Origin of the sequence: Leisingera sp. M523 (assembly GCF_025141335.1) — a bacterium.
Lineage (GTDB): Bacteria > Pseudomonadota > Alphaproteobacteria > Rhodobacterales > Rhodobacteraceae > Leisingera.
This window is the reverse complement of the sequence record NZ_CP081036.1, coordinates 2,090,786-2,104,082: the sequence shown is the minus strand read 5'-3', so window position 1 is coordinate 2,104,082 and position 13,297 is coordinate 2,090,786. Positions and strand designations below refer to the sequence as shown.

The following is a 13,297-nucleotide window of genomic DNA, read 5'->3' as shown; positions in this document are numbered from 1 at the left end:
GTCGCTGGCCGGCGGGCCTTACTGCTGCCCGGCGAAATAGGCGATGGCGGCAATCACGATGGCGGCGGCCAGCGCAGCGGCCGCGATTTTGACCGCAGAATAGGGCCGTTCGCCCTGCACCCGCCCGGATTGCCCGTTGATTACAAACCGATAGGTCTTGCCGCGGTATTTATAGGCCGCCAGCCAGACCGGCAGCAGGATGTGTTTAAAGGTCACCTCTGAAACCTGAGTGTCAATATCGCTGATCCGCTGGCGGTCGCCGCCGATGTCAAATCGCACATCGCGCTCAATCACCCGGTCCATCTTTTGGCCCGCTTCGGCGAAACCGGTTTCCAGATCCACGGTGTAAGCCTCGGCCCGGAAACCCGCCAGGTATTGCGGCTGGTATGGTTCCAGCTGAGACAGATCCCAGGGTTCCAGTGCCTCGGTATAGCGTTTGGGCAGGCTGTTGGAGGCCAGTACCAGCACATCGTCAAAGAACCGCTGCACCCGGCCTGACACCGGCGTCCAGCGCACCTTGGACACCTGCCGGGTCTTGGTCTCACCATCCTGCTGGTAGGTCTCGGTCACGTAATAAACCGTGCCGCGCTGACCGGAGTAGCGGCTGCGGGTCTGGGCGTCATAGGTCCAGTAGGGCACATAGATACCCTGCATCCGCCGCCCCTTGCGGGCGTATTCCCTCAGGCCGCTGGGCGCAAACCACAGGCCGCCCAGCCAGTCGGTCATTGCCTTATGCGCGGCGCGCTCGGGTATTGCAAAGGGCAGCACGCCCTTGGGTTTGATATGCCTGCTTTCGCCGGTTCCAGTGACCACCGGTGTGGCGCAGAACGGGCATTCCTTGGCATGGGTGTCGGGGTCAAACTCAACCTGTGCTGCGCAATTGGGGCAGGTGGAAACGCGGGTCACTTCGATCTCCGCCTCTGGCAGCCGGTCTGCGGCGGCGGCGGCGAAGTCCAGTTCCTGAAGCGCAGTCCCTTTCCATGGCCCGCTGCGGATGCTTTCGGAATGCCCGCAGTGGCCGCAGGTCAGGGTGCCCGCGGCCGGGTCATAGGAGTAGTCCGCACCGCATTGTTCACAAGGGAAGCGATGAGTTTCTTCCTCGGCGGCGGGCATGGTTTCAGCGGGCGGCGGCGGGGGCATCGTCACGTGCGGCAACCTGTCAGGTAAGGGGGCAGGGAATGGGGCGGGCAGCAAACCGCTTGGCGGTTGTTGACCCGGCGCGGCGTTATCCGGCAGGAGGCGGCGGCGGGGGAGGCGGCGGCAGGATGGTGAACAGCTGCGCCAGTTCCATCACATCGCCGGCCCGCTTCCAGCCATCCTGGCCCGGGGTCCAGACATGGCTTTCCCGCGTCAGGGTGCCGTCCTGCGCCATCCGTCCCATTCTTGCTTTTGAGTAGGGTCCGGAGGTCTGTCCGTCCGCTGCAATGTGCCAGACATGCTCGACCGGCGGCGGGGGCGGGGCAACAGGTGCGGCCTGCGGGGCTGCGGCAGGCGCTGCCGGTGCGGCTGCAGCGGGGGCGGGGCGGGCGCCCCAGGGGCCTGCGGGCTGACCCGCTGCCCCGTTGCCGAACTGGTTGCCCATCTGCTGTGCCATCGCGAACCCCATACCCATTCCCATGCCAGCACTCATGCCGCTGTTCGGGGTTTGCGCTGCAGCGGTCATTGCCTCAGCTGCGGAGAATTGCGTGTAGCGGCCAAGATCACCCAAAACGCCCATCTGGGTGCGCTTGTCCATCGCCTCTTCCACCGCCGGCGGCAGCGAGATGTTTTCGATGTAAAGCTCAGGGATCATCAGGCCGTATTCGGCGATTGTGCCAGAGATCTCAGCCGCTACCAGCTTGCCCAGGTCCGCGGTATTGGCGGCCATGTCCAGTACCGGAATGCCGGAGCCGGCGACCACGCGGGAGAACTCCTGCACGATGATGTTGCGGATCTGATAGGAAATCTCGTCCATGGTGAACTCACCATCGGTGCCGACGATCTCGGTCAGGAACCGCGCCGGGTCAGCGACGCGCACGGTATAGCTGCCAAAGGCCCGCAGCCGCACCGGGCCGAACTCCGGATCGCGGCAGATGATCGGGTTCTTGGTCCCCCATTTCAGATCGCTGAACCGGGTGGTGTCGACAAAATAGACCTCCGATTTAAACGGCGACTGGAACGCGTGGTCCCAGTGCTGCAGCGTTGTCATCACCGGCATGTTGTTGGTCTCAAGCATGTAAAGACCGGGTGTGAACACATCCGCCAGCTGGCCCTCATGCACAAATACCGCTGCCTGGCCCTCGCGCACCGTCAGCTTGGCGCCGTATTTAATCTCATGGCCTTCGCGCTCAAACCGCCAGACCATGGTGTCATGGGTGTCATCCACCCAATGGATGACGTCAATGAATTCGCCTTTGAGAAAATCGAAAATACCCATCTGTCAGGTCCTCTTTCTTTGCTGGCCTACAGCTCCTGGCCCATCGCCTCGCGGGCGAGAATGCGGATCACGGGACGGGCCTCGCCTGCGCCCATCCCCGTTTTCAGTCTTGGATCATACAGCATCTGCAGCAGTTTTTCGTCAAAGCTGGTCAGCAGCGCGAATTCGTCGTCGTCGTTAAAGATCGAGGGCCGCGCCCGCGGGCTGTCATTCCTGAGACCGAGCCCCTGCGCGACTTCCTCATGCACGCAGCTTTTGCGTACCAGATCAGGGTGTTCGGCGCGGATCAGCGCCACGCCGCGGGTGTAGGACAGCGGATCGCTTTGCGGCCCGCCGGCAACCACAAGGCAGTAAAAACTGCGGGGCGGGGCTGCCAGCAGCGACAGGTCTTTGGCGCTGATCGAAGGCAGCAGCTCGCGCACCCGCTCAGCGACAAAGGCGCTGTCATCAAGGCTAGCAAAGATCACGTGAAAATTGGCCCGGGAGGCCACTGTTGTTACAGGGTGGCTGGTGATGCGGGCCAGCCGTGCCGCATAGGCGGTGACTGTGTCCTTGTCCGCGACCCGCTGGGCAGCGGGTACCGAGGGGCCGAATTCGGCAGCGATCCGCACCGGCCCGGCCCAACGGCCCAAGCCGCCGGAAATGCCCGATCCGCCGTATTCGTCATAAAACGCCAGCGCCTCGAAACTTTCAGCCAGGTCCTCGGCATCATAGGGCGTGTCCGGGCCGCCGCCATCGGTGCGCAGCAGCCCACGGGTCAGCAGGTCGCGTTGCAGGGCGTTATAATAATAAGCCAGCTGGGCACTGTCGGAAGAGGGTTTGTAGACCGCAGGTTCAGGCACTGCGGGACGGGCCTGCGGCACCAGCGATTCTGCTTGGTCGAAGGGCAGGCAGGCAGACAGCGCGGTCAGCCCGGCAACTACCGCCCCGCTTGTCCAAACGGATCTGAATGCCTGCACGCCTGCCACTCCGCTCAGGTCGGCACAGCGGTGCCGGCGTTATCGCCAACCCCATCGCGGCGCGACTTGGCAGAGGCCAGCGTATCTCGCAGGTCGGCTTCCATTTTCTGCAGATCGGCCTCGGCAGCGGCGCGTTTGGCTTTGCCTTCGTCAGCAATCCGCAGGCTGTCCTGAATGGTGCCGATCAGATCGGCGTTGGCCTGTTTTACCGCTTCGATGTCAAAGACGCCGCGCTCCATCTCCTGCCGGATCATCTCGTTTGATTGGCGCAGATTGGCGGCGTTGGACTTCAGCAATTCGTTGGTCAGGTCATTGGCATCGCGCACGGCTGCTGCCGCTTGGGCCGAACGCTGGATGGTCAGCGCCTGGGCCAGCTGGGTCTCCCACAGGGGCACGGTGTTCACCAGGGTCGAATTGATCTTGGTGACCAGTGATTTGTCGTTCTCCTGCACCAGCCGGATCGAGGGCAGCGATTGCATGGTGACCTGACGGGTCAGTTTCAGGTCATGCACCCGGCGTTCCAGATCGTCGCGGGCGGCGCGCAGGTCGCGCAGCTCCTGCGCCTTCATCACCTGGTCATCTTCGGGTGCTGCCTGCACTTCGGCTTCCTTGGCGGGGATATCTTCGGCGTCGAGCTTGGCCAGCATTGCCTCGCCTGCGGCGATGTACAGCGCCAGCTCGTCATAAAAGCTCAGCGTTTTCTCGTAGAGCATATCGAGAGATTTGATGTCTTTCAGCAGGGTGTGCTCGTGTCCCAGCAGATCGTCGGTGACCTTGTCGATCTGCCCCTGAACGGTTTCATACCGCGCGGTGAATTTGGCAAAAGGGGCTGCCTTGCCCAGCAGCCGCTCCCAGAACGTCGGCTTGCGGCGGATATCCAGCTCGGACACTGAAAAGCCGCGGATGGCGGTCACGATATTGCGTAAGCTGTCGCCCGCAGGCCCCACGTCCTTGTTGCGCACATCGGCCAGCATCGCCTGGCTGATCGTCTGCAGTTCGCTTTGCGCGGCCGAGCCGAAATGGATGATCGAATTGGTGTCGCCCATGTCGATCTGATCCATCCGCACCCGGATCGCCTCGCTGGTGGTGGCGTCGGCCTGCGCCAGCGGCTGGATCTCTGCGGCGGGTTCGGGCAGTTCGATCGCCGTCACCTCATTGACCAGGGCCTCGGCTTGGGCGGCTTTCTGTTGCACGGCTTCGGACATGAACGGCTTCCTCGCTAATCAGTTTTGGTCCAGATGGACCCCTTCACGCTGCAAACGGTCGCGCAGCACATCAATTTCAATACCCAGATCCGCGCGATCCTCGACCAGCATCTTGCGGGTGCGCGCGGCAAAATTCTGTTCCAGATCGTCCAGCAGCGCCAGATAATCGGTGCGGGCCTGGGCGTCCTGGCTGCGGGCATAGATATCGGCGAATTTCACCGTCGCGTCACGGGCGCCCTGCAAATACACAGTCAGATACTTGCGCGCTGCAGTCAGGTCGCGCGGGTCTTCCTCAACCGTGCGGAACAGGTCGCGGGCCACCGCCTGGAACTGCTCCACCCGCGCCTCAACCTTGCGGTCGCGGGCGCGCAGGGCGGCGTCTTTCATGGCGGTAAGATTCGCTTCGGCCTCGTCCACGGCGCGGGCCACCCGGGATTGCTGAAAATCGTCGACACCCTCGGCACCTTTGTCCTGCAGCGGGTCGATCCCGAATGCGGTAACATGCAGCCCGGCTGTTGCAATGCCATAGATGGCGGCAATCAGAATACCGGGTTCGGCCTTCCAGGCCGCCAGGGCCGCGCCTGTGCCTGCCAGCAAGGCGGCCAGGATCTTGCGGGGGAGGGCGGGTTTGCGCGCCACCTTGCGGGCACCAAAGGCGGCCTCGGCCTTCAGTCCTTCGCGCAGCAGAAAGGCGCCGCCAGTCCACAGGCCTGCGCCTGCCAGCCCCAACGCCAGCCCTATTGCTCCGTCATTCAAGGACAAAAGCGTCAGGATCGCGGGCGGCACAAACATCAGGTTGGCGCGCATGCCAACAGGATCTACTTGCGCATTGCGAAAGGATTGCGCGGGCTTTGCGGGTTGCTGCGCGGGTTTTCCATCGGGGCTGTATTTGCCGCCGTAACGCTGTGCCATGGGATCAGCCCCCTACAATCCAGCCGGTGCTGAGGCCAAGCATCAGGATCAACAGGGCGGCATAGGCAAGTTTCTGCACGCAGGTCCCCCCAGAACGGCCAGCAAAGATTAACTGATTGGAAATCTAGGGGATAGCTGGCGCTGTTGCTAGGGGGAAGTCTGCGGGAAATGGCTCAGCGGCGGGGATTTTTGCCGATCGGACGCTTTCCGCCCCCGCGCTGAGCGTCCCCGCCGCCGCGGGGGGCTGACGGCTTGCCGGAGGGTTTGCCCGGTTTTCCTTGCGCGTTCTGTCCGGGTTTTCCACCCGGTTTGCCCATTGGCTTTCCACCCGGCTTTCCACCCGGTTTGCCAGCTGGTCTGCCCATCGGTTTGCCGCCAGGCTTGCCTGCGGGTTTGCCGCCGCGCGAACGGGTCGGGCGGGCTTCGGGCTGTTCTTCTTCCGGAGCAAGCCCCAGCTGGTCGCGCACCACGCGCGAGCGCAACTCCTCGACTGCACCGGGTTTCAACTCACCCAGCTGGAACGGACCATATGAAATCCGCAGCAGCCGGTTCACGTTGAAACCGATATCCTCCATCGCGCGGCGGATCTCGCGGTTCTTGCCCTCGCGCAGGCCCACGGTCAGCCAGGCATTGGCGCCTTGCTGGCGGTCCAAAGCAACGGTCATCGGCTGGAACCGTTCGCCCTCGATCACCAGACCCTTGCGCAGCGGGGCAAAATCCTCGTCCCTAGGGCGGCCATTGATCCGCACTCGGTAGCGGCGCAGCCAGCCGGTCGAGGGCAGCTCCAGCTTGCGTTTGATGCCGCCGTCGTTGGTCAGTAGCAGCAGACCTTCGGAATTAATGTCTAGCCGCCCCACCGTCATCACCCGCGGCATGTCTTCGGGCAGCTCGTCAAAGATCGTCGTGCGGCCCTTTTCGTCGCTGTTCGAGGTGACCAGGCCGATGGGCTTGTAATACAGCCACATCCGCGGCGCCTCGGCCTCGGGCAGGGGCTTGCCATCGACGCTGATCCGGTCCGCGGAAGTCACGTTCAGCGCCGGGCTGTCGATCTTCTCGTCGTTCACTGACACGCGGCCTTCGGCGATCATCCGTTCCGCCTCCCGGCGCGAGGCGACGCCTGCGCGCGACAAAACCTTGGCGATGCGGTCGCCGCCGGAGGGGGCGCCGTCGGCAGGGGCGGCGGCTGCAGCTTTGCGGGGCTGGGGTTTCGGGCTTGGTTTGCCCTTGGGGGATGCGGGTGCTTTGCTCATGTGCGTGCCATAGAGCATTCCGCCGCCTTGCGAAAGCGCGCAATCGCGGGCAGGAAGGGGCATGGCATTCAAATCGCATATGGACAAGGCGCTGGAGCAGGCGCGTGCCGCGGCAGACCGCGGCGAGGTGCCAGTCGGCGCTGTGCTAATCGCGCCGGACGGACAGGTCGCAGCGCTGGCGGGCAACCGCACCCGCGAGCTGAACGATCCAACCGCCCATGCCGAGATCCTGACGATCCGGGAGGCCTGCGCGGCGCTGGGCCGCGAACGGCTGACCGGCTTTGATCTATATGTGACGCTGGAGCCCTGCGCGATGTGTGCCGCCGCCATCGCCGCTGCCCGCATCCGCCGGGTTTACTATGGCGCCTCCGATCCCAAGTCCGGCGGTGTGGCGCATGGCGCCTGTGTGTTCTCCCATCCGCAGGCGCACCACGCGCCTGAAGTCTATGACGGCATTGCAGAAGGCGAGGCCAGCGCACTGCTCAAGGACTTCTTTGCAGGTAAACGCTAAGCACGTAACGATAATTTTCCGCCCGTCTTTTGGTGTTTGCAATATTAGGTCACTTGTCCTATATAGGGTGTAGGTCATTTGTCCTAGGGATTTGGATGACGCAGGAAACAACCAGAGACCGGATTGCAGAAGCCGCCGATCAGCTGTTCTATGAACGCGGGTTCGAGGCGACGTCATTCGCGGATATCGCCGCTGCGGTTGGCATCTCGCGCGGAAATTTCTACTATCATTTCAAGGCCAAGGACGAGATCCTTGAAGCGGTGATCGCGCGCCGCATGGCCAGTACCCGCACCATGCTGAAGAATTGGCAGGCGGAGGGCAGCAGCCCTGGGCAGCGGATTGCCTGCTTTATCCGCATCCTGATCGCCAATCAGGCCAAGATCACCCTCTACGGCTGCCCGGTTGGCACGCTGGTGGCGGAACTGGGCAAATTGGACCACGCCGCCCGGGAACAGGCCAATGCCATTTTCACCCTGTTCCGCGATTGGCTGTGCCGCCAGTTTGAGCAGGCGGGCTGCGGCGAAGCGGCGGACACTCTGGCCATGCACCTGCTGGCCCGCAGCCAGGGGGCGGCAACGCTGGCGCAGGCGTTTGGCGACGTGGAATTCATCAATAGCGAAGTGGCGCTGATGCTGGATTGGCTCGGCGATCAACTGCCAGGGGATCACCCCGCCTAATACTCATCACAGGAGACACGCATGTATTTTATTTTGCTTTCATTCGCGGCGCAGAAGGATCGCCTGGCCGAGTTCCTGGAGGGCCACAAGGCCTGGCTGAAACAGGGGTTCGAGGACGGGGTGTTCCTTGCTGCCGGGTCCATGACCGATGGCGAAGGCGGCGCGATCCTTGCCGTGGGCGAAGGCGAAGAGGAACTGGCTGCCCGCGTCGCGCAGGATCCTTTTGTGACCGGCGGCGTGGTGGAGCCGGAAATCATCGGCGTGGCGCCCACCATGATGGACCCCCGGCTTGACTTCTTGCGGGGCGGAGAATGAGCGGCACCATCACCGCCGCCGACGGCCACCCCCGCTGCGCCTGGAGCGCCTCGGCGCCCGATTTCCTGCGTTACCACGACGAAGAATGGGGGTATCCGGTCGGCGACGACATAAGGCTGTTTGAGAAGGTCTGCCTGGAAAGCTTCCAGTCCGGCCTCAGCTGGCGCACCATCCTGGACAAGCGCGAGAACTTCCGCGCCGCCTTTGCCGGCTTTGACTTCAATGAAATGGCCAAGTTCGGCGAACGGGACGTGGAGCGGCTGCTGCAGGACAAGGGCATCATCCGCCACCGCGGCAAAATTGAAGCGGTGATCAACAACGCTGCCCGCGCCCAGGAGCTGGTGGCTGAGGCCGGCTCGCTTGCGGCGTTTTTCTGGAGTTTCGAGCCAAGACCGGAAGATCTTCCGGAACCGCAGACCGCCTCAACCAGTCCCGATTCCGTGGCCCTGTCCAAGGCGCTGAAAAAACGCGGCTGGAAATTTGTCGGCCCGACGACTGCCTTTGCCTTTATGCAGGCGATGGGTCTGATCAACGACCACGCCAACGGCTGTATCTGCCGCGAAAAGGCGGCAGAGGCGCGCAACGCCTTTACCGCGCCACGGCTGGAGGCATCTGGCTGAAAACCTATGAATGAAGCGCAACCGCGCCGGGCCATGAGGCCCGGCGCCCGGCCCAACGGGCGCGGATCTGCTGCGCTGATCCGGCGCCGGGCGGGAGTGCCCCGGTGCGCCCCAAAGTGGCTACAGCTCGATCGCCTTCATCACCTCCGGTTCAATGACCTTGACCCCCGGCAGCCCCTCAATCAGATCCGATGCGTCCTGCTCCAGGATTGGGAAGGTTTTGTAATGGCAGGGGATCACCGTCTTGAAGCTGAAATAGCGCTTGGCGGCATAGGCGGCTTGTTTCATGTCCATGGTGAAATGCCCGCCTGCGGACAGGATGCCGATATCAGGTTTGTAGTAATCCCCCATCCAGTCCATGTCGGCCATAATCGCAGTGTCGCCGGACAGGTACACTGTCGTGCCCTCTGCCATCAGCATGTAGCCTACTTCCGACCCGCCGGTGCGCAAGCCGTCCTGCGTGTTGAAGGTGGAGCTGTGCGAGGAGGGCACCATTGCAACCTTCACCCCGCCCAGATCCACCGTGCCGCCTTTGTTGAAGCCCACGGTCTCCACCCCTTCGGTTTCGCCCCACAGCCCCATCAGGTCGTATTGCCCGATCACCGGCACCTCTAGCCGTTTTGCCAGCGGCAGCACATCCACCACATGGTCGAAATGCACATGGGTCAGCAGGATATGGGTGGCGCCTGTAATGGCGGCGTCATGCTGATCCTCCGGCAAAACCGGATTGCCGCTGAGCCAAGGGTCCACCAGCAGCACCTGGCCGCCTGTTTCGATGCGGAACGATCCGTGTCCCAGCCAAATAATCTTCATCTCAAATCTCCTCCCGTGGCTTTTGGCCGAAGCCTAACAGGCTTGCTGCGAAATGGAATTGAAGCCTGCGGAAAATTTGCCCGCCCGCCGGGCTGGTCAGGCCAGGATGCAGCGAAGGACCCTTGCAGGCTTGCAGGCGGGGCGGTGCGGCGGTAAATGCCTATCCAACACCAGATGAGGGTTCCCATGTCGATTGACCAAAGCACCGCCGCCAAGGTGGCCAAACTGGCCCGGATCAAGGTTGAAGACGCAGCACTTCCGGCGCTGGCGGACGAGTTCAACACGATCCTGGGCTTCATCGAACAGCTGAACGAAGTGGATGTTGACGGCGTCGAGCCGATGACCTCGGTCACCCCGCAGCGCCTCAAGCGCCGGGTGGATGAGGTCACCGACGGCAGCCAGCAGGACAAGGTGCTGGCCAATGCGCCCGATGCCCGCGAAGGCTTCTTCGCAGTGCCCAAAGTGGTGGAGTAAGAGACATGAGCGATCTGAATAAACTGGGCCTGGCAGAGGCCCGCGACGCGCTGCGCAAGGGCGATACCACCTCTGTTGAGCTGACCGAAGCCTGCCTCAAGGCGATTGACGCCGCAGATGCGCTGAACGCCTTTGTGCACAAGACCCCGGAGATTGCGCTGGACCGCGCCAAGGCGGCAGACGAGCGCATCAAGGCGGGGAATGCCCCCTCCATGTGCGGCCTGCCGGTCGGCATCAAGGATCTGTTCTGCACCAAAGGTGTGCCGTCGCAGGCGGCCTCGGGGATTCTGGAAGGCTTCAAGCCGGAATATGAATCCACTGTCTCGCAAAAGCTGGCTGATGCCGGTTCCGTCATGCTGGGCAAGCTGAACATGGACGAATTTGCCATGGGATCGTCCAACGAGACCTCGGTTTACGGCAATGCCGTCAGCCCCTGGCGCCGCGGCAATGACGAGGCCCAGCTGACGCCCGGCGGCTCCTCGGGTGGTTCTGCGTCTGCTGTTGCTGCCGACCTTTGCCTGGCGGCTACCGGAACCGACACCGGCGGCTCGATCCGCCAGCCTGCCGCCTTTACCGGCACTGTCGGCATCAAGCCGACCTATGGCCGCTGCTCGCGCTGGGGCATCGTTGCCTTTGCCTCCTCGCTGGATCAGGCCGGGCCGATGACCAAATCGGTGCGCGACGCGGCGATCATGCTGGAAGCCATGTGCGGCTATGATCCCAAGGATTCGACCAGCGCCGAACTGGCGGTGCCGGATTTCGAGGCGATGCTGACCGGCGACATCAAGGGCAAGAAAATCGGTATCCCCAAGGAATACCGGATGGATGGCATGCCGGGCGAGATTGAAAAGTTGTGGTCCGATGGTGCTGACATGCTGAAGGCCGCAGGCGCCGAGATCGTGGATATCTCGCTGCCGCATACCAAATACGCGCTGCCTGCCTATTATGTGATTGCCCCGGCAGAAGCGTCCTCGAACCTGGCGCGCTACGACGGTGTCCGCTATGGCCAGCGCGCCGCGCTGGAGGCTGGCGACGGCATCACCGAGATGTACGAAAAGACCCGCGCCGAAGGTTTTGGTCCCGAGGTGCAGCGCCGGGTGATGGTTGGCACCTATGTGCTGTCGGCAGGCTTCTATGACGCCTATTACAACCGCGCCCGCCGCGTCCGCACTCTGATCAAGAAAGATTTCGAGGACGTCTTTGCCGCTGGCGTCGATGCGATCCTGACCCCGGCAACCCCGTCCGCGGCCTTTGGTCTCGGCGAGATGACGGATGCGGACCCGGTGCAGATGTACCTGAACGACGTCTTTACCGTCACCGTGAACCTGGCAGGCCTGCCCGGGATTGCAGTGCCAGCTGGGCTGGATGCCCAAGGCCTGCCGCTGGGTCTGCAGCTGATCGGCAAGCCCTGGGATGAGGGCGATCTGCTGAACACTGCCTATGCGCTGGAGAATGCTGCAGGCTTTGTAGCCAAGCCGCAGCAATGGTGGTAATGCTCTGCTCAATGAGTTGAGCAGAACTGACAGGTAACCCCATGCGCGCATTCGCATCTTACGCCGCTGCAGGCAGCCTTCTGGTTATGGCTGCCTGTTCCCCTCAGGTCCCCGACAGTGCCGCAAACGTCGGCATTGACGGCGATCCGTTTGCACCGCCGCCCGCCGCGGGCACCACAATTACAGGGGCGCCGCTGGTGCCGCCTGCACGGGTCTCGACCGAACCCTATCAGGTAAGCCCGGCACCGCGCAGCCCAGGGTCGGTTGCGGCGGCAGGCACGTTCTCCTCGTCTGTGCCGGCCGCTGGCAGCGATGCCGATATTGCCCGCGAAACGGCTGCGGCCCTTGCTGCTTCACAGTCGAATTCCGGGATCGCGCCGCTGCAGGCCAGCCCCTCTAACCCGGCGCCGCAGCCGGGCGGGAATGCCAGTATTTCGGATGAGAACGACTTCCAGGCGGTCTCCTCCCGTCAGTCGATTGAAAGCGATGCCGCCCGGCTGGAGCGCCAGCGGGCGCAATACCAGCAGGTGCAGCCGGTTGCCGTGCCGCAGCGGACCGATACTGCCAGTCCCAACATCGTGCGTTACGCGCTGAGCACCAGCAACCCCAAGGGTGCCCGTCTCTACAGCCGTGCGGGCATCAACCTGCAGGCCCGCAGCAAGCGCAACTGCGCCGAGTTTGCCTCACCTGATCAGGCCCAGACCGCATTCCTCGACGCAGGCGGCCCGCAGCGGGACCGCAAGGCGCTGGACCCGGACGGCGACGGCTTTGCCTGCGGCTGGGACCCGGCACCGTACCGGCAGGCCGTCCAGAACTGATGGCGCCGGATCAGCGCGGGCCTGATCATCCGGGCGCCATCTGGCACCCCAGCCCGAATTCCGGGCCGCGCAGGGACGGTCTGACGCCGTCCCTGATTGTGTTGCATTACACCGCGATGAAAAGCGCACAGGCCGCACTGGAACGGCTCTGCGACCCGGTTGCCGAGGTTTCCGCCCACTACCTGATCGGAGCGGACGGCGCCCTCTGGCAACTGGTGGCTGAGGCAGGCCGCGCCTGGCATGCCGGGGCAGGGGAGTGGTGCGGCCAGGCGGATGTAAACTCCCGCTCCATCGGCATCGAACTGGATAATCGCGGCAATCACCCCTTCAGCGCGCCGCAGATGGCGGTGCTGGAAGATCTGATGCAGGGTATCATGCAGCGCTGGTCTATCGCTCCGGCCGGGGTCATCGGCCATTCCTGCATGGCGCCGGGGCGCAAGGCCGACCCGGGCCCGCGGTTCGATTGGGCCCGGCTGGCCCGCCAGGGATTGGCTGAAGACGCCGGAAACGGCGAGAGGCCGCAAACCCGGACGTTTGATCACTTCCGCAAGGCCGCCCGCAAGGCCGGCTTCACGGCGCCGGCGGATGACAAAGCGCTGCTGGCTGCTGTCCGCTTGCGTTTCCGGCCTTGGGCGCGCGGGCCGCTCTCGCCTGAGGATTTTAGTCCGCTTGGCCGGGGTGGCCTCTGAACATGATGTTCAGCGAGGCTCTGCCTCGCGCTCCGGGATATTTCCGGCCAGATGAACAGGGGGATCCTGTATTCTTCTGGCTGCCGATATCTACCGTGGACCTTTAGTCAACATCCTGGCGCGACGATAGCAAGGGCATTGAGCG

Annotated in this window: 15 protein-coding genes; 8 read left to right on the top strand and 7 right to left on the bottom strand. The window is 63.5% G+C overall.

Annotated features, from left to right (window positions below):
* Window positions 1–18 precede the first annotated feature (18 nt).
* The 6 genes from K3557_RS10380 to K3557_RS10355 form a co-directional block, all read right to left on the bottom strand.
* The gene (locus tag K3557_RS10380) at window positions 19–1,140 is read right to left on the bottom strand and encodes a TFIIB-type zinc finger domain-containing protein (RefSeq protein WP_259999607.1); all 1,122 of its coding nucleotides are present in this window, start codon (window positions 1,138–1,140) and stop codon (window positions 19–21) included.
* 85 nt (window positions 1,141–1,225) lie between these two features.
* Window positions 1,226–2,416 (bottom strand): SPFH domain-containing protein, encoded by a 1,191-nt coding sequence (locus K3557_RS10375; protein WP_259993747.1) that lies wholly within the window; start codon window positions 2,414–2,416, stop codon window positions 1,226–1,228.
* 26 nt (window positions 2,417–2,442) lie between these two features.
* Entirely contained in the window at window positions 2,443–3,375 is a 933-nt protein-coding gene (locus K3557_RS10370) for a DUF2927 domain-containing protein (RefSeq protein WP_409201175.1), read from the bottom strand.
* A 14-nt stretch (window positions 3,376–3,389) separates the two neighbouring features.
* Window positions 3,390–4,580, bottom strand: a complete 1,191-nt coding sequence (locus K3557_RS10365) for a toxic anion resistance protein (protein ID WP_259993745.1) — start codon at window positions 4,578–4,580, stop codon at window positions 3,390–3,392.
* A gap of 18 nt (window positions 4,581–4,598) precedes the next feature.
* Window positions 4,599–5,492 carry a 5-bromo-4-chloroindolyl phosphate hydrolysis family protein gene (locus tag K3557_RS10360; protein WP_259993743.1) on the bottom strand — a complete coding sequence of 298 codons (894 nt, stop codon included), beginning with the start codon at window positions 5,490–5,492 and terminating at the stop codon, window positions 4,599–4,601.
* 173 nt (window positions 5,493–5,665) lie between these two features.
* Window positions 5,666–6,742: a pseudouridine synthase gene (locus K3557_RS10355; RefSeq protein ID WP_259993742.1), complete on the bottom strand. Its 1,077-nt coding sequence runs from the start codon at window positions 6,740–6,742 to the stop codon at window positions 5,666–5,668.
* A gap of 61 nt (window positions 6,743–6,803) precedes the next feature.
* On the opposite strand from K3557_RS10355, the gene K3557_RS10350 reads away from it, so the two are divergent.
* The 4 genes from K3557_RS10350 to K3557_RS10335 all read left to right on the top strand — a co-directional run bounded on the left by K3557_RS10350 (window position 6,804) and on the right by K3557_RS10335 (window position 8,865).
* Window positions 6,804–7,253: a nucleoside deaminase gene (locus K3557_RS10350; RefSeq protein ID WP_259993741.1), complete on the top strand. Its 450-nt coding sequence runs from the start codon at window positions 6,804–6,806 to the stop codon at window positions 7,251–7,253.
* A gap of 95 nt (window positions 7,254–7,348) precedes the next feature.
* Window positions 7,349–7,930 carry a TetR/AcrR family transcriptional regulator gene (locus K3557_RS10345; protein WP_259993740.1) on the top strand — a complete coding sequence of 194 codons (582 nt, stop codon included), beginning with the start codon at window positions 7,349–7,351 and terminating at the stop codon, window positions 7,928–7,930.
* Window positions 7,931–7,951: 21 nt separating this feature from the next.
* Entirely contained in the window at window positions 7,952–8,245 is a 294-nt protein-coding gene (locus K3557_RS10340; protein WP_259993739.1) for a YciI family protein, read from the top strand.
* Window positions 8,242–8,865, top strand: coding sequence for a DNA-3-methyladenine glycosylase I (locus K3557_RS10335; RefSeq protein WP_259993738.1), 624 nt, complete (start codon window positions 8,242–8,244; stop codon window positions 8,863–8,865). The genes K3557_RS10340 and K3557_RS10335 overlap by 4 nt, the downstream gene beginning before the upstream one ends.
* A gap of 120 nt (window positions 8,866–8,985) precedes the next feature.
* Here the strand turns inward: K3557_RS10335 and K3557_RS10330 are convergent, their stop codons facing one another.
* Window positions 8,986–9,678, bottom strand: a complete 693-nt coding sequence (locus K3557_RS10330; protein WP_259993737.1) for a metal-dependent hydrolase — start codon at window positions 9,676–9,678, stop codon at window positions 8,986–8,988.
* Between the two features lie 186 nt (window positions 9,679–9,864).
* Here K3557_RS10330 and gatC point away from each other — a divergent pair, with 186 nt between their 5' ends.
* From gatC to K3557_RS10310, 4 genes are read left to right on the top strand one after another with little or no spacing between them, the layout of a single operon-like run.
* Entirely contained in the window at window positions 9,865–10,152 is a 288-nt protein-coding gene (gene gatC / locus K3557_RS10325; protein ID WP_259984949.1) for an Asp-tRNA(Asn)/Glu-tRNA(Gln) amidotransferase subunit GatC, read from the top strand.
* A gap of 5 nt (window positions 10,153–10,157) precedes the next feature.
* Window positions 10,158–11,645 (top strand): Asp-tRNA(Asn)/Glu-tRNA(Gln) amidotransferase subunit GatA, encoded by a 1,488-nt coding sequence (gene gatA / locus K3557_RS10320; protein ID WP_259993736.1) that lies wholly within the window; start codon window positions 10,158–10,160, stop codon window positions 11,643–11,645.
* A 41-nt stretch (window positions 11,646–11,686) separates the two neighbouring features.
* Window positions 11,687–12,463, top strand: coding sequence for a hypothetical protein (locus tag K3557_RS10315; RefSeq protein ID WP_259993735.1), 777 nt, complete (start codon window positions 11,687–11,689; stop codon window positions 12,461–12,463).
* Window positions 12,463–13,152 carry an N-acetylmuramoyl-L-alanine amidase gene (locus K3557_RS10310; protein WP_259993733.1) on the top strand — a complete coding sequence of 230 codons (690 nt, stop codon included), beginning with the start codon at window positions 12,463–12,465 and terminating at the stop codon, window positions 13,150–13,152. Before K3557_RS10315 ends, K3557_RS10310 begins: the two co-directional genes overlap by 1 nt.
* The last annotated feature ends 145 nt before the right edge of the window (window positions 13,153–13,297 follow it).

Coding starts and splice junctions, on each gene's coding strand:
- K3557_RS10335 (WP_259993738.1), top strand. CDS start 8,242: ATGAGCGGCACCATCACCGCCGCCGACGGCCACCCCCGCTGCGCCTGG.
- gatC (WP_259984949.1), top strand. CDS start 9,865: ATGTCGATTGACCAAAGCACCGCCGCCAAGGTGGCCAAACTGGCCCGG.
- K3557_RS10310 (WP_259993733.1), top strand. CDS start 12,463: ATGGCGCCGGATCAGCGCGGGCCTGATCATCCGGGCGCCATCTGGCAC.
- K3557_RS10355 (WP_259993742.1), bottom strand. CDS start 6,742: ATGAGCAAAGCACCCGCATCCCCCAAGGGCAAACCAAGCCCGAAACCC.
- K3557_RS10350 (WP_259993741.1), top strand. CDS start 6,804: ATGGCATTCAAATCGCATATGGACAAGGCGCTGGAGCAGGCGCGTGCC.
- K3557_RS10340 (WP_259993739.1), top strand. CDS start 7,952: ATGTATTTTATTTTGCTTTCATTCGCGGCGCAGAAGGATCGCCTGGCC.
- K3557_RS10315 (WP_259993735.1), top strand. CDS start 11,687: ATGCGCGCATTCGCATCTTACGCCGCTGCAGGCAGCCTTCTGGTTATG.
- K3557_RS10365 (WP_259993745.1), bottom strand. CDS start 4,580: ATGTCCGAAGCCGTGCAACAGAAAGCCGCCCAAGCCGAGGCCCTGGTC.
- K3557_RS10375 (WP_259993747.1), bottom strand. CDS start 2,416: ATGGGTATTTTCGATTTTCTCAAAGGCGAATTCATTGACGTCATCCAT.
- K3557_RS10380 (WP_259999607.1), bottom strand. CDS start 1,140: ATGCCCCCGCCGCCGCCCGCTGAAACCATGCCCGCCGCCGAGGAAGAA.
- K3557_RS10330 (WP_259993737.1), bottom strand. CDS start 9,678: ATGAAGATTATTTGGCTGGGACACGGATCGTTCCGCATCGAAACAGGC.
- gatA (WP_259993736.1), top strand. CDS start 10,158: ATGAGCGATCTGAATAAACTGGGCCTGGCAGAGGCCCGCGACGCGCTG.
- K3557_RS10360 (WP_259993743.1), bottom strand. CDS start 5,492: ATGGCACAGCGTTACGGCGGCAAATACAGCCCCGATGGAAAACCCGCG.
- K3557_RS10345 (WP_259993740.1), top strand. CDS start 7,349: ATGACGCAGGAAACAACCAGAGACCGGATTGCAGAAGCCGCCGATCAG.